Here is a 26,455-nt window from a genome sequence, read left to right on the forward strand (position 1 = left end):
TTCGACAAATGAACAAGACGACCAGGAGATGTGGGGCATCGTCTCGCGCCTTCGGGAACGCGTTCAGAGGTTGGGCTGAGAGTCCTCGGCCTCCGCAGAAGTCCGGGCCATCAATGGGACGTAGTTTCTGTTCGTCCACGGCAACCTCAACCGCAGAGGCTTCTACGGTCCAGAGTTGGATGCCCTGCTTGTCTCTGTGGCGTCAGAGGCGCCCGGCTCCTACGGGGTAATGTCCTGGCGTGACTCGGAACGAGACGACGACTTTACCGTCAGGGTGATGGCGAGAGGGCGGCTCTCAGACCACCCTGATCCCTTCCTATCGCCTGTCATCCCCACCGTCGAGGACGCCTGGGAACCCGGCATGGAATGACGGCGGTCCTCTTCCTTCGTCGAGTGCTCAAACCCAACCACGCGTGTATCAAAAGACCACCCTCAATATAGAAACGCCCCAACCTCCGCCGGGCCGCCTCTGTTTCGTCTGACTGCTGACCGCTCCCCCCTCTACCTCGCAAACAGCCGGTACGTCACCCCGAACTGAAGCCGCGTGCTGTCCTCGTCGTTCTGCACCCCCAGGCTCACGCTCGCGCGGCGGCCCAGGTTGTAGGCGGCGCTGAAGCTGGGCCGCACCGACTCCAGGTTCAGGCCGTTCAGGGGCGTGCTGACCTTGAAGGTCACCCGCCCGTCCGGCGTGCTGTACGTCGCGTCGAGCAGGCCCTCGCCGTTGAGGTCCACCTGATACTGGAGGTACAGGTCGCGGGTCAGGTACGAGCCGAGCGTGAGGGTCGCCCCCAGCGTGCCGTCGTCCACCGAGAGGTTCGGCGTGAGGCGGAACACGTCGAGGCCCAGCGCCCGGGCCACGTTGCGCTCGATCTCGCCAAGGACGAAGACGTTGAGGGCCGTTTGCAGGGCCGAGGTGCCCAGGGCGGTGAGGTTGCCCGGCAACGCCTCCAGGTTGGGCACCCCGGTGGCGACGAGAGCGTAGAGCTGCGCCTCGGTGTAAGGGTTCCCCGTGACGGGATCGACGCAGGCGTTCCCCGGCGCCGTGCAGTTCAGGTTCGTCTGGAGGTCGAGGACGCTCTCGCCGTTCGGGAGGGTGCGGAAGTTGCCCCCCACGTTCAGGGTGACGGGCACCCTTTGCCTGCTCGTGCTGGACTCCACCGCGCCCGCTGCGACGACGCCGAAGCTGGGGTACACCCCCTCGCCGGAGAAGGTCACCCGCCCGGTTCGCAGGGCGAACTCGTTCTCGCGCAGGAAGAGGGTGCCGCGCTGGGCTAGGATATCGCCGCGCAGCCTGGGCCGCGCCCCCGTGCCCGAGACGACGAGGTTGCCGCTGAACTCCGCCCGCGCGAGCGCCTCGTCCACCCGGATGCCGTTCGGAGCGCGGATGGGAATGTCCTCGAACACCAGCCGCTCCAGGAAGGGGCGGGCGGGGCGGTCCTCGGGGGCCTGGACCTCCTCCTGCGGCTGGGGGAAGGTCCGGAACTGCTCGGGGAGCGGGCTGGGGAAGTCGTCCGTCGTGCGGCCGTTCTGGCCTACGGCCGCGCCGCCGCTCGTGCTCTGCCCCGGGGCCGGAATGGTCGTTGCCGTGTTCGGGCGCCCCAGCGTCAGGCGCAGGAAGTTCGCCGCCCCGCTCACCCGCACGAGGGCACCGTCGTCCACGAGGCGGAGGTCGGCGTTCAGCAGGCTGTCGCGCGCGTAGATCAGGGCGAGGGGCAGGTTGTAGTTCCGAGCGGTGAGGGCGAGGTCCAGGCGCGGCGTGAGCGCCCCCGTCACGTTCAGCACCCCCGCCGGGTTGGCCGTGGTCGCCGCGCTGCGGCTGCGGGCGTCCACCGTCCAGCGGGTCTCGGTCGTCTGCGCCACGGTGACGGTCGTGTTCGGCAGGGCCCCGAGCGCCTGCGGGGCAATCAATCCGGTGAAGGTGGCCCGCGTGCCCGAGAGGCGGCCGAGGGTGAGCTGCCCGCGCACGTCCACGGTGCCGTCGCTGCCCACCGTGCCGCCCGTCAGGACGCGCCCGCCCGCCGTGAAGGCGCCGGAGTCGGGGAGGTCGCCCGCGAAGGTGGGAAGCTGGAGGCTCAGGCCCGCCAGCGACCCCACGAGGTTCTGCGCCCGCAGCAGGCCGCGTGGCCGGTCGTAGGTCCCCGCCGCCGAGAGGGTGACCGTGCCCTTGAGGGAGGGCGTCAGTTCGGCCAGCCCGGGAATCAGCCGCAGGACCGGGGTGAAGGTCGTGTCCCGAAACTGGGCGGAGAGGTCCACCCGCTGCCGCGTGTACCCGCCGCGCACGTCCCAGGTCCCCGCGCCGCCGAGCTGGATGTTCACGTTCCGCAGCTCGCGCGCCGCGTAGTCGAGCGTGCCCGTGCCCGTCAGGGTCTCCGTCACCGCGCCTTCGCCCGTGCCGCTCGTGGCCGTCACCCGGATGCGCTCGGCGACGACGGTGGCGTTGCCCGCCAGGGGATCGGCGAGGGGAAGCTGGAAGCGGGCCACCCCCGTCACCACGCCCTCGCCGACGGTCGTGCCCGCGAAGGCCCCGGCGACCGCCCCCAGCGGGAGGGCTTGGAGCGTCGCCCGCCCCGAGAGGACGCCGCCCGTCAGTGAGGCGAAGAAGTCGGTCTCGCCCAGGAAGCCGCGAATACGCCAGTCGCCGCCGCTCAGCGTGCCCTCGACGCGCGCCCCCAGCGCCTTCTGCGCGATTCTCAGGGCGGGGCTGCTCAGGACGACCGTGCCGCCGCCGTCTTGCAGGTTGGCCTCACCGTTCACGCGGCCCGAGAGGCCGGGGGCGATCTTGAGGCCCGCCACGTCCACCCCGTCGAGGACGGCGCGCACCCGGTAGCCCTGCCCGGTGGGCCGCACGGCGACCACGCGCTCCAGGGTGGGCAGAAGGTCCGCGAGACCCCCCTGGGCCTCGACGCGCGCCTCGCCCATCTCGTTCCCGGCGGTGAGGTCGGCCCCGAAGGTCTGCCCGCCCAGCGTGACCTGCCCCGCCAGCCGCACGTCCTGCCCGAGGGCCTGGAGCGGGTAGCGCGCGGCGGTCACGCTGCCGTTCAGGCCCGCCGCCCCCGCCGTCACGTTGGCGGTGAGGGTTCCGCCACCCCGCGCGACCGTGCCCGTGAGGTTGCCCGTCCACCCGGCCGTCCCCTGAGTCGCCGTTCCCTGGGTCGCGCTGAGGTTCACCACGCCCGAGGGGAGGGTCGCCGTGGCCCGCACCTGCGGCCTTCCGCCCGTGAGCGTCACGTCCGCCGTGATGTCCCCGTCGAGCGCGACCCCCAGGTAGGGGACCGTGAGGTCAGTCTTCACGCCCGCCGCGCGCAGGGTGAGGCGGCCGTCCCGGGTGTCCGTGCTCAGCGCGCCGCGCGCCGTGAGCCGCCCGCTCACCCGGGGGATGTCCAGGCGGGCGAGGTCGAGGCCCGGGAGGTTCGCCCGCACGGTGCCGTCCTGCCACGTGAGGGTGCCCGACGCCTGCCCGTCGGTCACGCTCAGGTCGGCGGCCCGCAGCCCCGCCGTGCCCGACGCGTGCCACTCGCCCCGGCGCACGTCCAGGGCGAGGCGGGAGTCGGCCAGGGGCCCACTCGGCGTGACGCTCAGGCTGAGTTCGGGGCGGCTCAGGGACGCGCGGCCCAGCCACCTCCACTCGCCGCCCGCGTCGGGCCGGAGTTCCAGCACGCCGCTCGCCGTCGCGCCGGGGCCGTCCACGAGGCGCAGTTGCACGACCGCCGCGTTCGCCACCACCCGCGCGCCCGCCCCGAGCAGCCCCGCCTCGCCCGTGACGAGGGGCCGCTCGAAGGGCCCGCTCACCCTCAGGGTGGCCGGGTCGGTCAGCACGCCCTCGGGCCCGCCCGTCACCCGCGCCGTCCCGCGCCAGCCGAGCCTTTGGCTCGCGTTCAGGTCGAGGGCCGCGCGCAGCCCCTGCGCCGCCACGGTCCCGACCGCCGTCAGCGCCCCGGCCCGGTAGGTGGCCCGGACGTTGCCGTCCACCGCGCCGCTGGCGCTCAGGGTGAGGTCCGCCGTGCCGTTCAGGTTCGCTGTGCCGCTCGCGCGCAGGGTGGCGCCCGCCGCGCTCGCGTTGAGGCCGTTCAAGGTCAATGTCTGCCCCTCCAGCGTGGCGACGGTGACGCCCGCCTGGGCGAAGGTGCCGCGCAGGCCGCTCAGGGTGCCCGCGAACGTTCCGGTGGTGTCCGCGAGCCGCACGCCGGACACCACCGCGTCCCGGGTGGTCAGCGTCGCCCCGAGGCGAGGTGAGGTCAGGGGACCCGCCAGGGTCACGTCCGCCGTCGCCGTGCCCGCGCCGTTCACGAGGGTGAGGGGGGTGAGGCGGAGCTGTCCGGCCAGGGTGGGGACGAGGCCATCGCCGGGGATCAGGGTGAGGCGGCCCGTGCCCAGACGTCCGGCCCCGAGCGCGTACCCCCCCTGCCCGTCGCCCGTGAAGGTCACCGGGTCGGGCAGGCCGGGGAGGGTCGCCGTCGCCTTACCCGTCAGGCGCGGCCACACGCCGCCCAGGTCGAGGCGGACGGCATTCCCACCCTGCCGCGCCGTGCCGTACACCCGCCCCCGCACCGTTCCCGCCGCGAGGTCGAAGCCGGAGACGTCCGCGTACAGCAGGCCGTCGCGGTCCCGGCCGCGCAGGGCCACCCGGGCGTTCGCGCGGGCCTCCCGCAGTGGTCCCGAGAGCGTCACCCGGGCGTCGAAGCTGTCGGCGAGCGCCGTGACGCTCCCCGCGACGAGGATGTCCCGCAGCGGCCCGGTGAGGGTGAGGTCCCCCCCGACGATCCCGGCCCCGAACGCGCGGGCATCCACGTCCCGCGCGGTGACCCGCACGCCTGCCGGGAGGGAGCCGTCGGCCCTCAGCACGCCGCCGCGCAGGCTGCCGGAAAGGGCCGCCCTGAGCACGTCGGGCTGACCTGGCTGCCGGGAGTAGGTCGCGCTGCCGTACAGGCTGAAGGGTCCGACTCGCTCCTGCTCGCCCCGCAGCGCGAGGGTGCGGGCCTCCACCCGCTCGGGGCCGCCCGCCAGCGTGCCCGAGGCGCGCACGGTGCCCGCCAGCGTCAGCGCGTCCACGTCCCAGGCGGGGGGCAGCAGCCGCGCGAGGCGCACGGTGTCGGCGCGCAGGCTGGCGTCGTAGCGCCCCTGCGTGAGGGTCGCGCCGCCCGCCAGCCGCGCTCCCGCGAGGCGCACAGTCACGTTCCCGGCCCGGTAGCTCGCCCCCACGTCGCCGCTCAGGTCCCCGAGGGTATCCTGCAAGCGGCCCGCGAAGTTTGCCTCCAGGGCGACCCAGTTCCTCCCGGCCAGGGTCGCCCGCCCGGTCACCCGGAGCTGACCCGCGCGGCCCCACAGTGCCGCCGCGTCCAGCGCGGCGAGGTCGAGCGTGCCGCCCGGGCGGAAGGGAAGGTCGGCGGGGAACGTTCCCGTCACCCGCGCCGGGCCGATGCCGCCCGCGAGCGCGAGCGTGCCCGCGCCCGTCAGACGCGCGTCGAGCGCCCCGCCGGGCACGTTCCCGCTCGCCCGCAGGTCACCCAGCCAGCCGCGCCGGGCGTTCCAGCCCGTCACCCCGTCCAGCCGCACGCGCGTGTCGCCAGAGAGGAACGAGGTGTGAATGTTCAACCGCCCATCCTGCAAGCCCCCCAGCGCGTTGGCGCCGAGCTGCCCACGCAGGGTGCCCGCCAACGGCTCGCCCGTGAAGGTCACCTTCCAGTCCCGGCCCAACAGCCGCGCGGTGAGGGCCGACCCGCCCGCCTGGAGGCCGCCCGCCCCGTTCGTCAGCGTGCCCTGCGCCCGCACGTCAGGCTTGGAGAGGGCGCCGCTCGCCTGCACGGTGTAGGTGCCCGGCAGGTAATCCCGCAGGGTCGCCTTCGCGCTGAGGTTCAGGCTGGGGAAGAGGGGCCCGCTCGCGCGCAGGGTGCCCAGGGTGCCGGGAAGGGTCGCCGTCGCCCCGCTCAGCCGCAACACGCCGCCCGCGTAGGTGGCCGGGGCGCGGAAGGCCACGCCCGCCACCTCCCCGTCCGCGTTCACCCGCAGGTTGGAGAGCGTGCCCGCGACGGTGCCGCTCACGTGGCCCGCCGTCCCTGCCAGCGCCCGCAGGTCGGGGGCGGTGAAGGCCCCCTGAACGCGCCAGTCGGTCCCGGCCCGGTTCAGGCCCAGGTTCACGCTCGCCCCCGAGACGGCGGCGTTCAGGGTGGCCGCCGCGCCGGGTCCGCTCAGCGCCCGCCCGCTGGCGGTCAGGTCGAGGGCGCGGCCCCGGTACGTCCCGGCGGCGCGCAGGGTCAGCGTTTCGGCGGCGTTCCCGCTCAGGGTCCCCCGCACGCCGTCCAGGGCCAGCGCGGCGTTCGCCTCGGGGTAGAGGGGACCGCGCACCCGCACGCTCAGGCCCGCGAGGGTGCTCGTCAGGTCGGCCCCGAGGTGCCCGCGCACCAGCGTGACGGTCCCGACGGCCCGCTGCCCCGCCGCCGCCAGGTTCACCCGCGCCCGCCCGTTCGCCCGGCCAAAGTCGAGGTCCGGCACCCGCAGGTCCGCCGTCACGCTGCCCGTCGCCTCGACGAGGGGCCGCAGCGCCCGCGCGTCGAGGAGGGCGCCGTCCACCGTCAGGTTCCGCCCGTCGTACCGGACGGGGATGCGCGTGCCGGGGTGGGTCAACGTGCCGGAGGCGGTCACACCGTTTCTCCAGCTAACCCGCGCATTCAGGGTGAGGGGATCACCCAGGTAACGGGTGCCGCGCGTCGTGAGGGTCGCGCCGTCCCCGTTCAGTGTCGCCACGAGCTGCCCAGGCACGATCTCTCGCCGGAACTCGGCCGGGACGAAGGCCAGGGCGGGGGAGAGGCTTGTCGTCAGCGTGCCCACAAGCGCCGGGAGCAGGGTCACCCGCCCGGCGACCGGGCCGGAGGGCACAGCGGCGAGGCTCGCCCCGCCCCCCACCAGGCGCACGGTCCCCGCCCTGCCCCCCAGCGCGTAGCGGACGTTCACCCCTCCGCCCCAGGTGCCGCTCCGGTACGTCAGGCCGCCCACGTTCGCCCTTGCGCCGGTCAGTGAGGCGGTGAGCGGGAAGACCTGGGCGGGGACCGTCACCCGCGCCTGTCCAGAGCCAAAGCTCTGCGGGTTAAGCCGCAGCGAACCCCGCAGGTTCGCCACGCCGCCCGTCGCGTCGGCGGTGACGTAGGGCCCGGTCACGCGCACCCGCAGGTCCTCCAGGGTTGCGGGCAGCGTCAGCCGTCCCCGTGCCGTGACGGTGTGCCCCGCAATCTCGCCGCTGGCGTCCACCCGCCCATTCCGCGCGATCAGCCGCAGGGGCCCGGCGGTGAGGTCCCCGGAGAGCACGCCGTCGCGGGCCGTCAGGTTGCCGTTCAGCCGTTGCCCGGCGAGGGTCAGGCCGCCGGATTGCACGTCGAAGTCGGAAAAGCCCCGCAGCGTCACCCTCGCCGAGCCGCCCGCCCCGTCGAAGACGTTCACGGTGCCGCGCGGCTCGGTGCCCGTGCCCGTGACGCGCCCGTCCACGAACAGCCCGGCGACCGGGCCGCGCACGTTCAAGTCATATCTCCCCGTCGGAAGCGCCGCCGTGCCCGTGGCGCGCAGGCCCTCGGCGTCGGTGAGGAGCACGTCGAGGTTGCTCCAGGGGCCACGCAGGGCCACCGTGTACTGGTCGAGCACGCCGCTCGCATTCACCGTGCCCCGGAAGCCGGGACCCCAGGTCGCGCTTCCCCGCACCTGCCCAGCCTGCCCGAAGGCCGTCAACGCCTGCCGCCCGTCCACGCTCAGCAGGCCCGTCCGCGCGTCGTACCGCGCCCGCAGGTCGCCCCAGGTCCCGCTCGCGGTGAGGGTCGGGGTCAGCGTGCCCGTCAGGTCGATGGGCTGGCCGGGAATCGTCACGCCCGAGAAGGAGAGGGGACCCGTACGGCCCGTCAGCCGGGCGCGGAGGTTGCCGTACTCACCCGCCAGCGCGGCGTTCAACGTTTGGCTCTGCCAGGAGGCGGTGCCGCTCGCCTGAACGGTCGGAAAGACGCGCCCGGCGAGGTTCGCCACGGCATCCTGGTAGGTCAGCCGCAGGTCCGCGTTGATCGGTCCCCCCGCCCGCGTCAGAGTCCCGCGCACCGCCGCGCCCGCCGCCGTCGCGTTCACCCGCGCCGTGCCGCCCCGCCCCGCGAGCGCAAGGTCGAGGGTGCCGCCAAGGTCGTCCACGCCCACCAGGGGCCGCAGCGCGGCGAGGTTCACCCGCCCGGTCGCGTCCCAGTTCCGGCCGTCCAGCACCCCCCGCGCCGTCTCCCCGGCGGTCGTGAGGGTGAAGCGCACGCCGTCTGCCACGCTCAGCGTGCCCCGGATGTCGGCGCCCTCCACCCGGGCAGTCGTCGGGAAGCCCGGTCTCAAGCCCGTGTCGGCCAGCACCGTCACCCCGCCCGCCGTGCCGCGCAGGCTGGCCGCGCTGCCGCGTCCGGTGGCCGTCAGGTCGAAGCCGTTCCCGGTGGCCGTCAGCGTCCCCGTCGCCCGCAGCCCGGTCGTCACGGTGGCCGTGCCGTTCACCCGCACGCCGCCCGCCACCGGCAGGTCACGCGCGTTCAGGGTGAAGGCGTCCCCGCGCCACGTCAGCCGCTGCCCCCCCGGCGTGAAGGTGCCCTGCCGCCGCACGTAGTTGACGCTGAGCGGCCCGCGCAGGGTGCCCTCCACCCCCGGCACGTTCGCCGCCAGGGTGCCCACCACGTCCCCCCCCGTCAGGTCGAGGGTGCCCGAGCCGTTCAGGGTGACGCCCGCGCCGCGCAGGTCCCGCGCCGTCCACGCTCCACGGAAGTTCCGGTCGAGGTCGAGCGCGACGCTTCCGAGGTCGGCCTTCAGCCCGCCCCGGTTCAGACGGGCGGTTCCGGCGAGGGGAAAGGGCCCGGCGGTCCCGTCCGTCACGGTGGCCCGCAGGTCCGAGGGTTTGCCGCTCAGCGCCACCCGCGCCCGCGCCGCGCCGTAGTTGGGGTTCAGGGTCGCCTGGGTGGCCTGGGTGCCCAGGCTGTACGTGCCCGCCAGGGGGCCGCCGAGCCCCCGCCCCGCCAGGGTGAGCACGTTCCCCGCGTCGATGTTCCCGGTCACGTCGAGGGGCTTTCCGGCAAAGGTCCCCGCCCAGCGCGCCCGCCCCTCGCGCCCGAAGGCCCAGCGCCCGGTGAGGGTCTGCTCGCCCGCGAGCGTCGTCCGCGCGCTGAGGGCGAGGTCGTTCGTCTGCCCGGTGGAGCCGTCGCGGTTGAGGTAGGTGTACTCGGCCTTGAGGTCCTGGAAGGGGATGCCCGCGAGGATGCCCGCCCCCTTGCCGTACGCCTTCACCCGGACGGTGCTCCAGCCGCCCGCCGTGACGCTCAGACTCAGGCTGCCCCGCCCGGTGGTACCCAGGGCCTGCGCGAGCCCCTGGACGGTCGGCGAGCCCTCGGCCGTGACCGTCCAGTTCTTCGCCGCCGTGTCCACCCCGCCGCGCGCCACGACCGGGCCGTCCCAGCCGACCCCCGCGAGTTCCAGGGCAATTTTGTTCCCCCGGTGGGTGGCCGTCCCGCCGATGTTCCGCACCGTGACGAACCGCGCCTGGGGCACCCGGATGCTGCCGTTCGTGAGCCGCAGGTCACCGCGCACCGGGCCGTCGCCGAGGACGTAGCGCCCGGTGATGCGCCCGCCCGTCACGCCCGGCCAGTAGTGGCCCAGAACCCGGGCGTCCGCGCCGAGTTCGAGGTCGAACACGTTGCCCCCCGTGCCCTGGCGCACCCGCACGTCGGCATTCAGCTCGCCCTCGTCGGTCCGGCCGCGCACGGCCAGCGCCCCGTTCTCGCCCGGCCGCACCCGGAAGGAGCCGCCTGGGATGTTCACCCCCGAGCCGTCCACGTTCACCCTCGACCGCTGCACGTCGAGACCGTTCAAGACGACCTTCCAGCCGCCTCCACCGCCCTGCTCCTGCCCCCCGCTGCCCGAGAGGAGGTCTTTCAGTCGCAGGTTCACGGTCGCGTCGGAGACCGCCACGTTCAGCCGCACCGTCTTGTTGCGGAGGTCCACGCCCGCCACACTCACGCCCGCGCGGCCCGCCGTCGCGCTCACGCCGGGCAGGTCTACCGCCGCGCCCGAGAGGCTGGGGGACCACAGGGGCCCGCCCACCGCGTCCGCCGTGACGCGCGTGTCCCCGCCGCTGAGGCGCGCGAGCAGCCATGCGCCGAGCAGCCGGGGGGCCAGCGCCGCCGCGAGCACGAGTAGCCCCGCGAGCGCGAGAAGAACCCAGGGCCAGCGCCGCCGCACCCGGCGACGGGGGGCCGGGGCGGACGCGCTCCGCTCGGGGGTGGGGGTCGGCGTGTCCGTCACGGGCACCCCGTCATGCCGGAGGGGCGGGCGGAAGAGGAGAAACGGGAAAACCGGGCGGTGCGGGCGGGCATCCCCGGCAGTTTATCCCCCCCCGGGTGAGCGCCTAGGTGAAAACCTCACCTGAGGGTCAGAAACGCACCCTGTTGCCCCCACTGCCCCCGCTACCATGCCCCCATGCGCCTGACCGCTCTCGTCTCTGGAACCGTTCAGGGCGTCGGCTACCGCCGTTACGTCCAGCGTCACGCCCGCGACCTGAATCTCAGCGGCAGCGCCGAGAACCTTCTCGACGGCCGGGTCGAGGTCGTCGCCGAGGGCCCGCCCGCCGACCTCGAACGCCTGCTCCACTGGCTGCGGCGCGGCCCGCCCCACGCCCGCGTGCGGGACGTGCAGACCCAGTACAGCGAGGCGACCGGCCTCAGGGACTTCCACACGTACTGACCCGGTTGGTCAACCCGACCCGGGCACCCGGGCGAGATACCGGGCGACCTCGGGGTGGAGCGGGTGCCTGGCCTGCGGGTGGAGCCAGAGCCGCACGTCCACGAGCTGTCCACCGGGGGTGAGCGAGCAGAGCGCGACGGCGCTCAATCGGTGGCGCCCCCGCGCGTAGGCCCGCACCCCTGGGAACGGCGACCCCTCCTCCTGCCCCGGCGGGCCGTCCAGCCGCCGGAGTGCCGCCGGCATGAGGTCGTCCCCGGCTGCCCCCGGCGGTAAGGCGACGGCGAGCAGGTTCGCCGCCCCGGGGGGAAGCTGCTCGATCTTGTCGCCCACCACGCGCGCCAGCCGGAGCGCGGCGAGGTCGTCCCCCGTCCCCCCGGGGAGACGGAGCCGGGCGACCTCGACGAAGAAGGGGATGTGGGCCCTGAAGGTGACCCCGAAGTCCGGGCCGCGTTCCCCGGTCGCGCGGTGGGGCTCGTAGGCAACCGAGAAGCGGCGGTCCCGCACCAGTAGGGCGGCGACGGCGAGTTCGGCGATCAGGTCCCCGAGGTCCTCGCCGGAGGATGCGTGCCGCACCTTCTTGCGAATCTTGGCCGCGTGCGCTTCAGCGAAGGCCAGCCATGGGCGCGAGGACTCGCACCACCCGCGCAGGATGGGGGCGAGCGGGTGGCCCTCCCCGCCGCAGATCAGCCCCACCAGCTCGTCGATCCGCTTGGTCATCCCCGCCCCCGCCTCCTACCGCTGGACCGGGGTTTCCTGTTCGGGGCGGCCACCGTGGTCGTCATGTGGGGGGGCGGGGGCGTCCCTCCTCAGCCGGTAGTAACGCCGCAACGAGCGGCTGAGCCCGCCGAGGTCGGGGAAGAGGGTGCGCTCGTTGATGTTCGACTGGTCGAGCTTGTCGCGGACCTCCCACTTCAGCCCGGCGGGAATGACGACCTTGCGGGAGGTGCCCGGGTGCTCCACCAGCCAGTCGTCGAGGGCCGCGTCGGGGCTGGAGAGCAGCGCGAAGAGGGCCGACTGCTGGACGATCCGCTCGTCGAGCGAGGGGGGCTCTAAAAAGAGCAGGAAGGGCTGCTCGGCCTCGTGTTCCAGGTCTTCGAGCCAGCCCATGTCGAAGGTCGTGACGGGCTCGTGCTCGGCCCGCTGGTGCCGCCGCGAGTAGGAGGCCAGCATGTCCACCGTGAAGACCTGCCCGCCCTCCCGTTCGAGAAGCTGCCGCAGGGGCGTCGGCAGTTCCCGGTTCGTCTCCACGAAGTTGACCATCCAGATCACCCCGTCCTCGTCGTACCGCTCCTCCTCGGCGGTGGCGAAGTGCAGGGCCACCATCGGCGAGGAGGTCCAGTCGAGGAGCCGGGTGGGCAGGCCGTGGTGCTGCCCGAGCGCCAGCCAGTACCACGAGAGGTCGCGGTCGATCCCCGAGCGGTAGGCATATTTGCGGAAGTTGCGGATCAGGTGCCGCTCGATCTCGCGCGGCTCGCCCTCCAGCCGTTGCAGGGTGGTCGTCAGCTTGGCGTCCACCGCCTGCCCCCGGAACACGAACGGCGAGCGGAAGCGGCGCAGCTGCGGGTTCCACGCCTCCGCATGAAGGACGTCCAGCAGTTCCAGCCACGAGCCCACGCGGATGTCGTGCATGGCCCCACCATAGGGACACTCCCGGGGGGGCGCACAGGTCCCGCCGCCCCCCGTGAAGGCTCCCGCAAGGCCGCGCTTCCAGGTTCGGGCTTAAGGTGAGCCCCATGAGCGTCAAGGACAACTTCACCCCGGACGAGTGGTTCAAGGTGATGACGGGCCCGGGCCGCGCGGGGGCAGCCGTCGTGGCGGCCAGCCCCAGCGGCGTGACGGGCCTCGTCGCCGAGGCGCAGGCCATCGGCGCGGCGATCCGCGAGCAGGTGAGCGGCGCAGGTCGCACCCCGCTCCTGGAAGCGATGGCCGCCGACCTGATGGGCACCCCGCCCGACCCCCGTGAGCTTCCCCGGCAGGAACGCGCCCGCTCCATGGAGGAGGCCCGCGCTCAGAGCGTCGACGCCGTGCGTCAGGCCGTGTGGCTGGTGAGCAGCAAGGCGACTCCCGAAGACGCCGCCTCGTACCGCCGCCTGCTGTGGACGGTGGCGCAGCGCACGGCGGAGGCGGCCAGGGAGGGCGGCTTCCTGGGCATCGGCGGCGAGCAGGTCAGCGAGGGGGAGCGCGCGGCGTTGAGTGAACTGCGAAGCGTCCTGGGGATGGACGACGACGCGGCGGTCCGTCAGACGCCGCCGAATGTGAACCCGGGCGGCCTCTGAACCCCTGAGGGGAAGTGCCCGGTACGCTGGGCCCATGAACGACCCGTCCCCCCAGGTCCGCTTCGTCCACGTCCCCGCCCTGGGCCGCGCGCCCGGGTACTCGCACCTGGCCGAGGTTCGAGGAGGCCGCACCGTTTACGTTTCCGGGCAGATCGCGGTGGACGAACACGGCGAGGCGGTCGGAGTCGGTGACTTCACGGCCCAGGCCAGGAAGGTCTTCGAGAACATCGGTCTGGCGCTGGCCGAGGTCGGGCTGACGTTCGACTCGGTGGTGAAGCTGACCTTCTTCCTGACGGACTTCGCCCATCTGGGGCAGATGCGGGCGGTGCGGGACGAGTTCGTGAACGTGGCGGCTCCCCCGGCGAGCAGCGCGGTGCAGGTGGCGGCGCTCGTGCGCCCGGAACTCCTGATCGAGGTCGAGGCGATAGCCGTCCTGCCCTGACCCTGTATGCTGGGCCGTGCGGCGGGGGGCGACTGGCGCTGAACGTGGGGCACACCACGGGGAAGCCTCCCCGCAAAGAGAATGGATCGCGCGCCTGGGTCGGACGCACTGCCCTTTCCGGGGCGGCAAGCGTCCACTTGACTTTTCCCCCGGCGCGGAGGCAGGACATGGCGAGGCGGGCCCTCATCTCGGTGAGCGACAAGACAGGTGTGGAGGACTTCGCGCGTGAACTCACGGCGCGCGACTGGGAGGTCGTCAGCACGGGCGGCACCCTCGCCGCCCTGCGCGCGGCGGGCGTTCCCGCGACGGCGGTGAGCGACGTGACGGGCTTTCCCGAAATTCTGGACGGGCGGGTGAAGACCCTGCACCCCCACATTCACGGCGGCATCCTCGCCCGGCGGGAGGAGGGGCACCTCGCCCAACTCGCCGCGCACGGCATCGGCCCCATCGACCTCGTGTGTGTGAACCTCTACCCCTTCCGCGAGGCGGTGGCGCGCGGGGCGGCCTTCCAGGAGGCGGTCGAGAACATCGACATCGGTGGCCCCGCGATGATTCGGGCGGCGGCGAAGAACCACGCGGGGGTGCTCGTCCTCGTCGATCCCGCCGACTATGGGCTGGCGTTGCAGGACGAGGTTTCACAAGAAGACCGCCGCCGCCTCGCCGCCAAGGCCTACCGCCACACCTCGGAGTACGACGCGGCGATCACGGCTTACCTGGAGGGGATGGGGGAGACGGCCGAGGCTCTGCCCGGGCACCTCACCCTCGACCTGTCCCGCGTCGCGCAAGTCCGTTACGGCGAGAATCCTCACCAGCCGGGGGCGGTGTACCGGCTCGGGAGTGAGCGTGGCCCGGTCCTCGACGCCCGCGTGGTCGCCGGGAAGCCCATGAGCTTCAACAACTACGCCGACGCGGATGCCGCCTGGGCCCTCGCGCAGGAACTCGCCTCGCAGGAGGACCACCCCGCCGGGACCCGCGCCGTCTGCGTCGCCGTCAAGCACGCCAACCCCTGCGGTGTGGCGGTGGCGGAGACCGGGCAGACTGCCTGGGAGCGGGCCCGCGACGCCGACACCCTCAGCGTGTTCGGGGGCGTGGTGGCGGTGAGCCGCCCGGTGGACCTCGCGGCGGCCCAGGCGATGCGGGGCACCTTCCTGGAGGTCCTGATCGCACCCGAGGTGACACCCGAGGCGGTGGAGTGGTTCGCCGCCAAGAAGCCCGACCTGCGGGTCCTCGTCGCCGCGCCGGACGCGAACCCGGGAACGCTCGACGTGCGGCCCCTCGCCGGGGGCTTCGCCGTGCAGCGGCGCGACGCCCGGCCCTGGGACGACCTCTGCCCGGAGGTGGTCACCACCCGCGAGCCCACCGAGGGGGAATGGCTCGACCTGCGTTTTGCGTGGGCGGTCGTGAAGCACGCGCGGAGCAACGCGGTGGTCCTGGCCCGTGACGGGGTGACGGTGGGCCTGGGCGCCGGGGCCGTCAGCCGTATCTGGGCCGCCGAGCGGGCGGTGGCGAACGCGGGCGAGCGGGCGCGGGGGGCGGTGCTCGCCTCCGAGGCGTTCTTCCCCTTCGACGACGTGGTGCGCCTCGCGGCGGGGGCAGGCGTGAGTGCCGTGCTGCAACCGGGCGGGGCCAAGCGCGACCCCGAGGTGATCGCCGCCGCGAACGAACTCGGCGTGAGCATGGTCTTCACCGGCTCGCGGCACTTCCGGCACTGAGGAGGTGGCCCGCATGACCGAGCCTCGACCCCGGCCCCTCCTCGGCAAGCCCCTCGCCGACAGGGTGACGCGCGGCGTGCAGGCGGCCCTGGCCGGGTGGGACTCCCAGCCGGGGCTGGTGAGCGTACTCGCCTCGGAAGACCCCGCCTCGCGCGTGTACGTGGAGAGCAAGGCGCGGCGGGCGGGGCGGCTGGGCGTGCGCTTCTTGGTGCGCGACCTCGGGCCGGAGACGGCGCAGGAGGAATTGCACGCCGTCCTGCGTGACCTCTCCGCCGACCCCAAGGTCCACGGCATCGTCCTCGAACTGCCCCTCGCCCCCCATCTCGACTCCGACGCCGCCCTGCTCCACCTCGCCCCCCGCAAGGATGTGGAGGGCCTGACCCCCGCCAACCTCGCCCTCGTCGCGGCGGGGCGGGAGCCGGAGGCGTTGCTGCCTCCCACTCCCCGCAGCGTGCGCTTCCTGCTCCGTGAGGCGCTGGGCGACGATCTGCGTGGGCGGCGCGTCGCCCTGATCGGGCCGGGTCGGACAGTCGGGCGGCCCCTGATCTTCATGCTGAACAACAGAGGCGTGACCGTCACCGTCTGCAACGAGCACACGCGCGACCTCGCGGAAGTGCTCGCCCCGCAGGACGCGGTGGTCGTCGCCGTGGGGCGCGCGGGCCTGCTGCGCCCCGAGCACGTCTGGCCCCATCACATCGTCATCGACGCGGGGATCAACGTCACGCCGGGGGGCGTGGTGGGCGACGCGCTGCCGGACCTCCCCGTCCGCGCCCAAACGCCCGTGCCCGGCGGGGTCGGGCCCCTCACGAGCGCCCTGATGTACCAGAACCTCGTGAGGGCGGTGCGGCTCGGGCGGGGCGAGCCGGTGGAGTGACAGAACAAGGAGAGGAGGGGACGCTGTTCGGTTGGCGTCCCCTCCTCTCTGTGGTCCTTCAGTCGCCCGAGGCCAGGCTGCCCGTTTCCTTCGCGGTGGTGGGCTCGACCGGCGCCCGGTCGTCGTGCCGCACGCTCTTGTACCAGACGCGGCGCCCGGTGAAGTGGTTGTAGTACGCGAGCGGCATGCTCAGGAAGAGGGCGGCGCTGTAGATCGGCAGGCTCACCAGCGTGTAGAGCACCGCCCACCAGGGCAGCCGCCGCTCGGCGCGGTAGCGCAGCGCCCAGTTCAGTTGCAGGGCGAGCGGCGCGACGGAAAGGAAGACCCCCATCCAGCCGGGAAGGGCCAGGCCCTGCCAGCCGAAGGCCCGGCGCAGCGGTTGGCTCAGGATGCTCAGGAGCAGCATCACGTTGAGCCACGGCACCAGGATGAAGTACGAGAAGTCGAGCCGGGTGATGGGGTGGGCCGGGTGGCGCCACAGCTCGGGCAGGTAGGACAGGCACTGCATCGCCCCCTGCGTCCAGCGGGTGCGTTGCCGCACGAAGGGCCCCAGCGCCACCAGCCCCTGCTGCCCCACGTGGGCGGTCAGCAGGGCGATGCGGTGGGAAGGGTCGTGCAGCCGCACCTCGACCGCGCTGGCGAAGTCTTCGAGGAGCACGTCGGGCCAGGGGTCCACCCCGCGCGCGAGCTGAGCCGCCACGTAACTCGCCCGCATGCACTGGCCGTTGCCCGTGAGGGACGCGGTGCCCCCCAGAGCGCGCAGCCGCTGGACGTGCCCCACGATGAAGCTCTCCAGGTCCTGCTGAAAGAGCAGCATCCGCGCCCACAGGCCCCGGCGCCCGGCGGGGGCCCCGGTTTGCCGAAAGCGCATCCAGCCCTGCGCCGCCATCACGCGCGGGTCGGCGAAGGCCCCGCGCACCTGGGGAGCGAAGTCGGGCCCGACCCGCCCGTCCGCGTCGAGGACCACGAAGACCTCCCCGATGAGGTCGCCCCCCGCGAGGGGAGGCTGGGTGAGCAGCCGGCCGACCGCCCAGTTCATCGCGCGGCCCTTGTTCTGCCGCGCCTCCGGGAACTCGCGCCGCAGCAGGGTCACCCCCGGGTCGCTCGCGGCGAAGCGGGCCACGATCCGGTCGGTGCCGTCGTCGGAGGCGTCGTCGATCACAACCACCCGGGCGTCCGGCACCGTGGCGCGCAGGTTCTCCAGGGTCGCGCCGATCACCGGGGCCTCGTTCAAGGCCGGGATCAGGAAGGTCAGGTGAACGCCCTCTTCGGCGGTGGGCGGTTTCGGGCGCGGCTGAAGCGCGCTGGTGACCTGATGGACCACGTAGAGCAGGAAGAGGATCAGCCCGATCACGTCCACAACAGAGAGAAAATTCGTCAAGGTTCACCCCGGGCGGGCCTCACGGCGTCCGCACAACCTCCCCACTATGCACGCCTGGGAGGAGAACTCAACCACCGCACACACAGTCTGGTCGCTCCAGCTCCTACGCCTCGGCGTGCCGGGCCGTCTTCGCCCAGCCGTGCTGGCCCCGCCAGAAATTGCGAAAGGCTAGAGGCACGCTGCACGTCATGATCAGGAGGTAGATCGGCATCCCTAGGGCGGCGAAGGTGGCCCGGCGAAGGCCCAGGCCGTTCTCGCGGCTGTAGAGGCGCACCCACAGCAGGGGAAAGCTCAGGTTCAGGACCATGAGTTCCAGTGTGAGCGGCCAGTTCACGGTACCGCTGACCATATGGTCCACCGCGCGGGCTGGGTAGTACAGCAGCAGCGCCAGGGTCAGGAGGCTGAGCCAGGGCTGGGCCAGGAAGTAGGTGAGGTCGAGCCGCGCGCCCAGGGGCATGGGCGTTCGCCAGATGCGGCGCAGCGCGGGCGTACACTGGAGATTGCCTTGTGTCCAGCGCGCCCGCTGGCGCAGGAAGCGGCGGAGGTCCGTCAGTCCTTGCTGGCTCACCCCCGACTCCAGGAAGACGAGGCGGTAGAGCGGATTCGTGAGCCGAATCTCCAGCCCGCTGGCGAAGTCTTCGAGGAGCACGGGCGGCCAGGGAGAGAGCCCCCCCTCCAGTCGCCCCGCCAGGTACGACAGCCGCATGAACTGCCCGTTGCCCCCCAGACCGACCGTGTGCACCCGCTCGCGCAGGAGCTGGATGTGGCGCACCACGTAGAACTCCAGGTCCTGCTGAAGCAGCATCAGGCGGCCCAGCAGCCCGCGCCAGCCCGGGGCGGTCACGCCGCTCTGCCGCACCCGGATTCGCGCCTGCGCGGCCATCACGTGTGGGTCGGCGAAGGCCCGCCGCGCCTCGGGGAGCAGCCCGGCGTCAAGCCGCCCGTCGGCGTCGAAGATCACCAGCACCTGCTCCTCCAGGGGTGCGGCGGGCAGGAGCTGCCGCCGCAGGAGTTGGGCCACCCCCCAGTTGAGCGCCTCCCCCTTGCCGGTGCGGGCGTGGGGGAGGCGGCGCCGGAGCAGGATCACCGCCGGGTCCTGCCGGGCGAGCAAATTTACCTCCCCCGCCGTGCCGTCCTCGCTGGCGTCGTCGATGACGACCACCCGGGCGTCCGGGGCGACCGCGCGTAGGTTGCGAACCGTCGCCCCGATCACTGCCGCCTCGTTCAGCGCCGGGATCAGGAAGGTGAAGTGCAGGGGCCGTTCAGCGGGCAAGGAGGCCCGGGGCCTCGCCGTCAGGACACACAGGGAATAAACGAGGTAAAGGGCCATCAGGAACATCCCAAGCCCTTCGACGAGCTGAAAGACAGTCTCCATAGTCCGGATGTCAACCCCCCCTTGTTGGGTGGGGGCATGGTAAACCACCCCGAACTATCCTGGAAACTTTGTCCAGGGCGCACGGCGGAGCTTTCCCATCCGGTCGTCCGTCCCACGAAAGCGAGAGCGGGGCCGACCGGCACCCCGCCCCCTTCCCCCGCTCCGAGGTCAGCCCGCCAGAAACGCCCGGACCCGCCCCGGCAACTCGCCCGGGTCCATCAGGAAGGCGTCGTGGCCGTGGGGGCTGTCCAGCTCCCAGTACTCGCCGTAGGGGAGCAGTTCGGCGTGGCCCCGCACCTCGGCGGGGGGGTAGAGCACGTCGCTGGAGATGCCGACGACGAGGACGGGGGCGCGGATGGACCGCAGCTCCGCGTCGCCGGGCTGGAAGCGGTCCATCGCCTCGGTCAAGGCCAGGTAGGTCTGTTCACAGAAGCGGGCCCCCAGCTTCTCGCCCTGATGCTCCAGGTAGGTCGTGATGGCGGGCGTGCCCGGGCGGCGTGGGCTCTCGCCCGACTGGGTCAGGGCGAAGCTCTGCGGGCTGCGGTAACTCAGCATGGCGATCTGGCGCGCGACCTTCAGCCCCTCCCCGCCGGGAGCCGCCCGAATCGCACTCCGGGCGGCAGTGTTCAGCCCAATCGCCCACGGCGAGTGCCGCGCGGGCGCCCCGATAACGACCGCCCGGTCCACGAGGTCGGGACACTCCAGCAGCCAGGCGTAGGCGAGCATCCCGCCCATGCTCGCGCCCACCACCGTCACCCGCCGCACCCCGAGGTGCTCCAGCAGCGCCCGCCCCGCCCGCGCCATGTCGCGTAGGCTGACCGGCACGTCCGCCCCGCCCCCCGAGAGGTCCCGGGGCCCGCTGCTCCCCGCGCAGCCTCCCAGCACGTTCGCGCACACCACGTAGTCCCGCCCTGGATCGAGTGGGCGACCCGGCCCCAGGAAGTCCGGCCACCACTCGTGGACGGCGCTCGTGCCGGTCAGCGCGTGCAGCACGAGGACGGCGTGCTCCCCCGGTGTGCCGTAGGTGTGGTACGCGACGCGCACGTCATTGACGGGCCGCCCGCAATCGAGCAGCAGCGGCTCACGTTGATAGAGCAGAGTCGTCCCCTGCCGGGGAGGAACCTCGGCGGGAGCGGGCGGCCGGGCGGGAACCGGGGGAAGCGTCAAGGCCGTCATGCACCGCACCGGGCGGGGATGGGCGAGGGCGAAGGGGTGGGCTGGGCGGGGTGACACATACGCGGCGGGTCTCCTCGGGGTCGGGGCCCCTGGGGGCGAGGGCCGCCGGGAAACGGCGAACCGCCCCCTCTCGGGGTGGAGAAGGGGCGGTTCGCATGTCGTCCGCGTGACCTTCCCTGATCGGTCCCGCCTCGCGCACGTCATCGTTGACGCCGGGGCGGGCTGGCCTTGGCACCGTGACGCGATGGGGTCCGGTTGCCGCGCCGTCAGCGAGCCAGGTCTCTCGGGCGCTCTGGATAGGGTCGCTCCACGCGGGAGCTGCGCCCAAGGTAGCAGGGGCCGCGCGGGGGGGTCAAGGCGGGTGCGGGACCCTCCCTCTCCGCTCTTGAACATTCCTTGGCACACGCGCTGGAACCTCCCCCGCCCTTGGCAAAAGCCGTAAGCTTCACATTGTCACGTCATCGCTCCGTCACCGGACCTTCATGGCGCCCCGGGCGCCCACCCCTTCGGGAGGCCTATGCACCTTCGTATCGCCGCCGTTTCCATCCTCAGCCTCTCGCTGCTGGCCGCCTGCGGGGGTGGGGGAACGCCCGGCACCCAGACGGACTTCGGGCGTCTCTCGGCCCTCAAGCCCGGGCAGCAGGACACCCTGCGCACCACCCTCAAGGTGAACGTGGTCCTCGTGGGCTACCGCCAGACCCGGCCCGGCAGCGTTCCCGGCGCACGGGACGTGAACACCGCCGACTTCTCCGAGATCCTGCCGGGGACGTACGACACGATTGCCCGGGCCCCCAGCGCCTACGGCACGACCGAGCGCACGGGGAACGCCTTCGACTACGCGTACAACTACGTCTTCGCGGATCAGTCGTTCGAGAATGACTTCTTCAACTTCCTGGCCCAGAACGGGAAGAAGCAGTCCCTGACCATCGCCAGCGCCCTGTACAACTGCCAGAGTGACGAGATCGTGGCGGTGCCGGTGCTCGACCCCACCACCCTGAGACAGGGCCAGGGCTACCGTTGCCCCACGCCCGCCGCGAACATCAGCCGGGAGATCACCTCGAACCTGGAGATCGACGGCAACGTCACCGAGAACTGGCTGGCCGACAACGCGGGCCGCCTCGGCGTGAACCCGGGCGAGTACACGATCTTCCTGGTGAACTGGTACGACCGACCCGACTTCCAGTTCCACTCGTACACGCGGGCGGACGCCATCGACACCGACATCGGGCCGGTGGCCGAGGTGGGCAAGTTTGGCAAGCGCGGCAGCCGCCGCCTGATCGCCTGGGGGGGCAGCGTCCGCGAGAACGCCCCGGCGCAGCGGGTGTGGTTCTACGACCTCTCGGCCAACCCGGACTACTGGACGGACGCCTACGACGTCACGAATCCCGACGTGAACGGGGACAAGGTGGCGGACTACCGGATGCCGCCGATCTGGGAGTACGGCACCCGCAAGGCCAGCCTCGGGTACGCGCGCAAGGTGGGCCCCGACCTCGCCCGGGTGACGCGCTATATCGCGCTCAACCTGCTCTTTACCCCCAGCCCGCTCTACCGGGTGGCCCTCACGCCACCCCGCCAGCCCGAGGAGATCGAACTCGACGTCCACATCGAGCAGGGGGCGGGGGCAGCCAATCCCACCGACGTCTTCAACGTGCCCCTGACGCAAACCCGCGTCTCCGTCCTGCAACCCTTCGCGCAGTTCTCGAACACCGTGCGGCAGCGGCCGCTCAGCGGGGAGATCGCCGAGGCCTACAAGTGCGTCTTCGTGCTGGAGGAGAAAGACCTCTGCACCCCCGAGTACCAGGACCCCTTCTTCGAGCGGCTCTTCCAGTTCGGCGTGAACGAGTTGCGGAGCGAGTATCAGTCGGTGCCCCAGGGCCGCTACCTGTTGCCGATCTACGCCTTCAACGCCGCCGAGGACGAGGAGTCGGGGCTGCTCGGCATCGCCATCGACGACAACCAGACGGGCACCCAGAGCTTCGTGTACTCGTTCCTCTCGCCGGGCTCCATCAACGCCGGGTTCGGCCTGACCGACACCACCGTCCACGAGGTCGGCCACCACCTCAGCCTCTCGCACCCCCACGACGGCTACGACAGCGAGGAGGACACCTCCTACGGCCCCAGCGGCCCGTTCCGCTTCGTGGACACCGGCGACGAGAGCCAGACCGTCATGACCTACAACAGCCTCGCCGTCACCTTCGGGCAGTTCAACCTCGACAGCCAGTACCGTTACCTCACGAGCGCGTACCTGAACAACACCAACGCGATCCTCGAACTCGCCCGCCGCGCCGGGAAGGTGAACGAGGTGCGCGGGGCCGCCCAGAGCGCCGACGCGGGGTTCGTGAAGGCCAAGGCCCGTTACGACGCCATGTCGTATTTCGAGGCGGCCCAACTTGCCCACAGCAGCTACCGCTCGGTGCTGAACGCCGCCCTCTCGGCGGGGGTGGACGTGCAGCCCTACCGGTGGTACCAGAACCTGAACGGCCTCTCGGCGCAGGGCAAGAAGCCGCGCACGAGCAAGACGTTCCTGCCGCAGCCGGGCGCCGTGCTCTTCCCCGAGGAGACCAAGGAGCAGCGCCTCAAGCGTCTGGCGCCCTGAACGCGGGGGCCGGGAGGGGACAGCGGGAACCACGGCCGTCCCCCTCCCGGCCTGTCAGCCGTTCATCACCCGCGCCGACTACCCTGGAGCCATGAGACGCGCCCTGCTCCTCGCCTGCCTCACCCTGGGCCCGGCGGTGGCGGCGACCCCCGGCCGGATGAGTGAGCCCCCCCGCAGTTCCTTCTCGACGGTCACCACCATGCAGCAGGCGAGGCCCACCCTCGACCTGCTCGTGACCGTCCGCCTGCTCGCCGGGCTGCTGGAGCGCGGCACGCTGGCCCCCGGTGCTCAGGCGCGGGCCGAACTCGCCGCCGCACTGGGTGAACTGTCCACCCGGCCCACCCTGGGGCCCCTCGCCGCCGACCGGACGCTGGACCGGGTGCGCGGGGCGCTGACGGGGACCCAGCGGGGGACGCTCGACGCCGCCCGCGCCGACCTCGAACGCCGCGCCGACCTCAACCTCAGCCGTGCCCGCTTCGCCGCGCCGGACGGCCCGGTGAATGTCGCGCTGCTGCGCTACGGCTTCATGCTGCCCGGCGGGTTCGCCCTCGCCCGGCAGGTGGCGGCGGACCCCGAACTCAACCCCTACGCGAGGGGGGGGGCGAGCGCCGCCACCCTGGAGCGCCTGCTCGCGCTGCTGCGGGGCCCGTAGGGCTCAGTCAGGCCCGGCGCAGGCGGGGCAGCGGCCGTACAGGGTGACTTCGTGCGCCTCCACGACGAACCCGCCGGGATAGACGGTGCCGCTCGGCAGGGCGACCGGGCAGGTGTGCAGGGTATAGACCCGTCCGCAGCCCGTGCACGAGAAGTGATGGTGGTGCCCCCGCCCGGCGGGTTCGTAGCGCGTCTCGCCGTCCAGGGTGACGGGGTGGATGCGCCCCTGCTCGGTGAGCAGCTTGAGGGTGCGGTACACCGTCGCCACTCCCAGCCCCGGCAGGTCGGCCTGTGCCCGCACCAGCACGTCCCCTACCGCGAGCGGGCCCTCCGCGCCGTCGAGGACGCGGGCGATCACGTCACGCTGGCGAGTGCTGCGGGTGGCGGTCATGGTTCCAGGCTAACAGAGCCCGGGCGCGCCGAAGCCCAAAAAACCCACCTTTGCGGGGTGGGTTTCGTGGAGGGGTTCCGCCTTCAGGAGATGTTCGGGTTGGCCTTCTCCTGCGGCGCGATGGGGCTGCCCTGGGCTTTGGCCTCCACCGTGCCCTCCGGCTGCGGCAGGTTGCTCGCCGTCACGTTGAGGTCTTGGCTCCCCACCACCCCCGGCGGGTCGGCGCCAACCTCGTGGGGCGCGTCACCGCGCTTGAGAAAGCCCGCCACGCCCCCCGTCCGCGCGTGCTGCGAGGGATCGTCTCCACCGGGAGGACGGGCGGGGATGACGGGCTGCATGTGGGCCCTGCCTCCCCTGACAGGCGTTCCGGCCCACTCGGGAACGGAGCGGTCCCCGGCGGGCTGCGGCTGGGCGGGACGCGACAGGGCGGAACGGGTCTGGGTCGGGCGAGCCTGAGTCTGGTGAGGTTGGGCCGGGCGGGTCTGGCCCCCGGACGACGGCTGCTGCCCCGCCCGTTCGAGCAGGCCGTTCGCCATCTCCTCCAGCCGGGGCTTGATCACCCGGTCTTGCAGGACCTTGAAGGCCAGGGTGCCCAGGGTCGCCACGAGGGCGCCGCCCACCCCGCCGCCGCCCTGATGCTGCTTCTGGGCCTTGATCAGGGCCTTCTGTTGCTTCTCCGGGCTGGTCGCGTCGACGTAGATCTTCTTGCTGCGGCGCAGTTGCCGCCCGGCGACCACCCCGATCAATGCCCCGACCGCCGACGCACCTCCCAGCATCTTCAGGGGCTCTTTCTGCATCTGCACCTGGAGGTTGGCGCGCTCGGCGAGGGCGTCCACGCTCGCCCTCAGCCGGGCGCGGGCCTCTTCACGTTCGCTGCGGGAGCTGTCCGCCATCAGTAGCCCTCCTTCTTCATGTCGTCCTGGAACGTGGGCTCGGTGCTCACGCTGATGCCGGGGGCGTCCTTGAGAACGACCGGATGCCGGACGTTGGGGTCAGGCTTGTCGTGCCCGCCGTGGCCGCCCGCGCCCGCGTCGTGCGTTTCGCTGCCGTCGAGCTTCTTGTTCAGGCCGCTGCCGTACACCTGCGGCTCGCCGTCCTCGGTCGCCTCATACACGGGCAGCCTCACCTCGCCCGCGTCGGTCCCCCGCACCGCGACGCCCTGCGACACGCCCTCGCGCTCGGTGAGCGGGTCCTTGATGCCCTGGCCCCGGTCGCTGGCGTTGACCCCGGCGTCGCCCGAGGTGAAGCCCGAGGTGTTCACGCCTGGCCGCACGACCCCGCGCTGGCGGCCCTCCTCCATCTCGTGTTGAATGGCGTTGCCGCGCGTGCCGGTGTTCGGAAGTCCACCGCTGCGCATGTTCTCCCGCTGGTCGGGCGTGTCGGGCGAGCCCGCCGCCACCCCGCCGCTCCCCGGGTCGTGCCGCACCTGCCCGGAGTACCCGACGCCCGCGCTTCCCGTGCCCGTCGGGGCCGAAGTGGTCTGCCCGGTGCTCAGGTTGACCGTCGTGGTCGCCACGGTCGTGCCCCCCGCCGCGCGTCCTGAGACTTCGGTGGGACCGCCGAGGACCACCGTCTTCTTCTCGCCCTGAGCCTTCGCGGCCTGCTCGGCCTGGTAGCGGGCCTCCAGCTCCTCGTCCTCGGTGGGGTGGCCGCTGCGGGTGCGGAGGTCGTCCTCCTGCGGAACCTGGGCGCTCAGGCGGCGCAGGCCCAGGAGGATCAGGGCGCCGGTCAGGGCGAAGGCCACCAGGGCGATCAGGAGGGCGGCGGCCCAGGCCCCCAGGCCCAGGCGGATCAGCCCGTAGAAGACGAAGAGGATCAGGAACACCAACCCCATCACCAGCGGTCCGACCGACGCGAGGAGCAGCACCACGCCGATGCCCTTCGCCTTGACCACCGCCGTCACATGCCGCAGCAGGTTGCGGACCTCGGCCTTCACGAGCGTGACGCCCGCGTCGAAGACATCGACGAGCGCGCCCCCCATGCTCTTGCGTTCTTCTTGCATGCTTTCCTCCACGAACCAGGGACCCCCCCGACAAGGGGGAGCCGACTCCGCCAGCATAATGAACCCCATGCCCGCCCCGCGCCAGAGCCAAGAAACCCTGAACCTCGCGCCCGGGCCCGCAAGTCTGCCTCTCACCACCGCCCAGCGCAGCAATCTCTCGCCCCTCACGGCGCGCGGCTACATGGCGTGGCGGTCGCGCTCCCTCACCCTGCTCACCGGACAAGCCTTTCCCCTGCGCCGTGAGGCCGCCCTCTTCCGCGCCCTGTGCCGTCCCCGCCCCGGCGAACGCTGGCTCGACGCGGGCACGAGCGCGGGCTTCTACTCAGGCGTGCTCGCGCGGGCGGGCTGCCGGGTGATCGCCGCCGACCTGAGCGCCCCCATGCTCGCCGAGGGGGCCCGCCGTGAGCCTCACCCCGGCATCGACTGGCTGCTCACCAACCTGGAGGCGAGCGGCCTGCCGGACGCGAGCTTCGACGGGGTGACGGTGGGCGCGACCCTCAACGAGACGCGGGAGCCCGCCCGCCTCCTCGCCGAACTCGCGCGCCTGACGCGGCCCGGCGGGCAACTGTGGCTGATGTACGTGTGCCGCACGGGCGGGCCCCTCCAGCGTGCGCTGGGCGTCCCCGCGCTGGGCGGGCTGACCTTCCCCGACCCCGCCTGGGTGGCCCGGCGCCTCCCGGGGTGGACCCGCACGGACGGCCTGCGAGTCGGTGTGGTGGCGTTCGAGCGGTACGTGAAGGGGGAGGGGAGGAGCTGAGGTCGGCACGGCAGTTCTGTGACTAATCTGTAAGAAAGCGTGACGTTCCCGCCTGGGCCCCCCGCTTACACTCGGCTGCAAAGGAGCCTCCCTG

Annotated in this window: 18 protein-coding genes and 2 riboswitches; of the genes, 9 read left to right on the forward strand and 9 right to left on the reverse strand. The window is 72.8% G+C overall.

Annotation, left to right across the window (positions count from 1 at the left end; translation table 11 throughout):
* Positions 1 to 127: 127 nt before the first annotated feature.
* Positions 128 to 370 (forward strand): Imm7 family immunity protein, encoded by a 243-nt coding sequence (locus DAETH_RS24620; protein WP_406585104.1) that lies wholly within the window; start codon positions 128 to 130, stop codon positions 368 to 370.
* Positions 371 to 501: 131 nt separating this feature from the next.
* Here the strand turns inward: DAETH_RS24620 and DAETH_RS05455 are convergent, their stop codons facing one another.
* Positions 502 to 10,290, reverse strand: a complete 9,789-nt coding sequence (locus DAETH_RS05455) for a translocation/assembly module TamB domain-containing protein (RefSeq protein ID WP_264776904.1) — start codon at positions 10,288 to 10,290, stop codon at positions 502 to 504.
* Positions 10,291 to 10,464: 174 nt separating this feature from the next.
* On the opposite strand from DAETH_RS05455, the gene DAETH_RS05460 reads away from it, so the two are divergent.
* Entirely contained in the window at positions 10,465 to 10,728 is a 264-nt protein-coding gene (locus DAETH_RS05460; RefSeq protein ID WP_264776905.1) for an acylphosphatase, read from the forward strand.
* 9 nt (positions 10,729 to 10,737) lie between these two features.
* Here the strand turns inward: DAETH_RS05460 and DAETH_RS05465 are convergent, their stop codons facing one another.
* Positions 10,738 to 11,445, reverse strand: coding sequence for a hypothetical protein (locus DAETH_RS05465; RefSeq protein ID WP_264776906.1), 708 nt, complete (start codon positions 11,443 to 11,445; stop codon positions 10,738 to 10,740).
* Between the two features lie 15 nt (positions 11,446 to 11,460).
* A complete protein-coding gene (locus DAETH_RS05470; protein WP_264776907.1) occupies positions 11,461 to 12,357 on the reverse strand; it encodes an FRG domain-containing protein in 897 nt (298 codons plus the stop codon).
* A 104-nt stretch (positions 12,358 to 12,461) separates the two neighbouring features.
* Between DAETH_RS05470 and DAETH_RS05475 the strand changes: the two genes are divergently transcribed.
* The 4 genes from DAETH_RS05475 (at position 12,462) to DAETH_RS05490 (ending at position 16,032) form a co-directional block, all read left to right on the forward strand.
* Entirely contained in the window at positions 12,462 to 13,004 is a 543-nt protein-coding gene (locus DAETH_RS05475; protein ID WP_264776908.1) for a hypothetical protein, read from the forward strand.
* A gap of 34 nt (positions 13,005 to 13,038) precedes the next feature.
* Positions 13,039 to 13,446 carry a RidA family protein gene (locus tag DAETH_RS05480; protein ID WP_264776909.1) on the forward strand — a complete coding sequence of 136 codons (408 nt, stop codon included), beginning with the start codon at positions 13,039 to 13,041 and terminating at the stop codon, positions 13,444 to 13,446.
* Between the two features lie 18 nt (positions 13,447 to 13,464).
* Positions 13,465 to 13,553, forward strand: a riboswitch (ZMP/ZTP riboswitch).
* 60 nt (positions 13,554 to 13,613) lie between these two features.
* A complete protein-coding gene (gene purH / locus DAETH_RS05485) occupies positions 13,614 to 15,158 on the forward strand; it encodes a bifunctional phosphoribosylaminoimidazolecarboxamide formyltransferase/IMP cyclohydrolase (protein ID WP_264776910.1) in 1,545 nt (514 codons plus the stop codon).
* Positions 15,159 to 15,171: 13 nt separating this feature from the next.
* A complete protein-coding gene (locus tag DAETH_RS05490) occupies positions 15,172 to 16,032 on the forward strand; it encodes a bifunctional 5,10-methylenetetrahydrofolate dehydrogenase/5,10-methenyltetrahydrofolate cyclohydrolase (protein ID WP_264776911.1) in 861 nt (286 codons plus the stop codon).
* Between the two features lie 58 nt (positions 16,033 to 16,090).
* Here the strand turns inward: DAETH_RS05490 and DAETH_RS05495 are convergent, their stop codons facing one another.
* The 3 genes from DAETH_RS05495 to DAETH_RS05505 all read right to left on the reverse strand — a co-directional run bounded on the left by DAETH_RS05495 (position 16,091) and on the right by DAETH_RS05505 (position 19,964).
* On the reverse strand, positions 16,091 to 17,413 hold the full coding sequence (locus tag DAETH_RS05495; RefSeq protein WP_264776912.1) for a glycosyltransferase family 2 protein: 1,323 nt from the start codon (positions 17,411 to 17,413) through the stop codon (positions 16,091 to 16,093).
* Positions 17,414 to 17,516: 103 nt separating this feature from the next.
* Entirely contained in the window at positions 17,517 to 18,788 is a 1,272-nt protein-coding gene (locus DAETH_RS05500) for a glycosyltransferase family 2 protein (RefSeq protein WP_264776913.1), read from the reverse strand.
* A gap of 168 nt (positions 18,789 to 18,956) precedes the next feature.
* A complete protein-coding gene (locus DAETH_RS05505) occupies positions 18,957 to 19,964 on the reverse strand; it encodes a homoserine O-acetyltransferase family protein (protein ID WP_264776914.1) in 1,008 nt (335 codons plus the stop codon).
* A 197-nt stretch (positions 19,965 to 20,161) separates the two neighbouring features.
* A riboswitch (SAM riboswitch) is annotated at positions 20,162 to 20,267 on the reverse strand.
* A 214-nt stretch (positions 20,268 to 20,481) separates the two neighbouring features.
* On the opposite strand from DAETH_RS05505, the gene DAETH_RS05510 reads away from it, so the two are divergent.
* Positions 20,482 to 22,560, forward strand: coding sequence for a zinc metalloprotease (locus tag DAETH_RS05510; RefSeq protein WP_264776915.1), 2,079 nt, complete (start codon positions 20,482 to 20,484; stop codon positions 22,558 to 22,560).
* 91 nt (positions 22,561 to 22,651) lie between these two features.
* On the forward strand, positions 22,652 to 23,212 hold the full coding sequence (locus DAETH_RS05515) for a hypothetical protein (RefSeq protein WP_264776916.1): 561 nt from the start codon (positions 22,652 to 22,654) through the stop codon (positions 23,210 to 23,212).
* Between the two features lie 3 nt (positions 23,213 to 23,215).
* On the opposite strand, the gene DAETH_RS05520 is transcribed toward DAETH_RS05515, so the two are convergent.
* The 3 genes from DAETH_RS05520 to DAETH_RS05530 all read right to left on the reverse strand — a co-directional run bounded on the left by DAETH_RS05520 (position 23,216) and on the right by DAETH_RS05530 (position 25,604).
* The gene (locus DAETH_RS05520; RefSeq protein WP_264776917.1) at positions 23,216 to 23,602 is read right to left on the reverse strand and encodes a Fur family transcriptional regulator; all 387 of its coding nucleotides are present in this window, start codon (positions 23,600 to 23,602) and stop codon (positions 23,216 to 23,218) included.
* Positions 23,603 to 23,685: 83 nt separating this feature from the next.
* Positions 23,686 to 24,495 carry a hypothetical protein gene (locus DAETH_RS05525; RefSeq protein ID WP_264776918.1) on the reverse strand — a complete coding sequence of 270 codons (810 nt, stop codon included), beginning with the start codon at positions 24,493 to 24,495 and terminating at the stop codon, positions 23,686 to 23,688.
* Positions 24,495 to 25,604: a phage holin family protein gene (locus DAETH_RS05530; RefSeq protein WP_264776919.1), complete on the reverse strand. Its 1,110-nt coding sequence runs from the start codon at positions 25,602 to 25,604 to the stop codon at positions 24,495 to 24,497. Before DAETH_RS05530 ends, DAETH_RS05525 begins: the two co-directional genes overlap by 1 nt.
* Positions 25,605 to 25,671: 67 nt before the next feature.
* Between DAETH_RS05530 and DAETH_RS05535 the strand changes: the two genes are divergently transcribed.
* Positions 25,672 to 26,361: a class I SAM-dependent methyltransferase gene (locus DAETH_RS05535; protein ID WP_264776920.1), complete on the forward strand. Its 690-nt coding sequence runs from the start codon at positions 25,672 to 25,674 to the stop codon at positions 26,359 to 26,361.
* The last annotated feature ends 94 nt before the right edge of the window (positions 26,362 to 26,455 follow it).

The sequence above is a fragment of the Deinococcus aetherius genome, assembly GCF_025997855.1.
In the GTDB taxonomy this organism is placed as follows: domain Bacteria; phylum Deinococcota; class Deinococci; order Deinococcales; family Deinococcaceae; genus Deinococcus; species Deinococcus aetherius.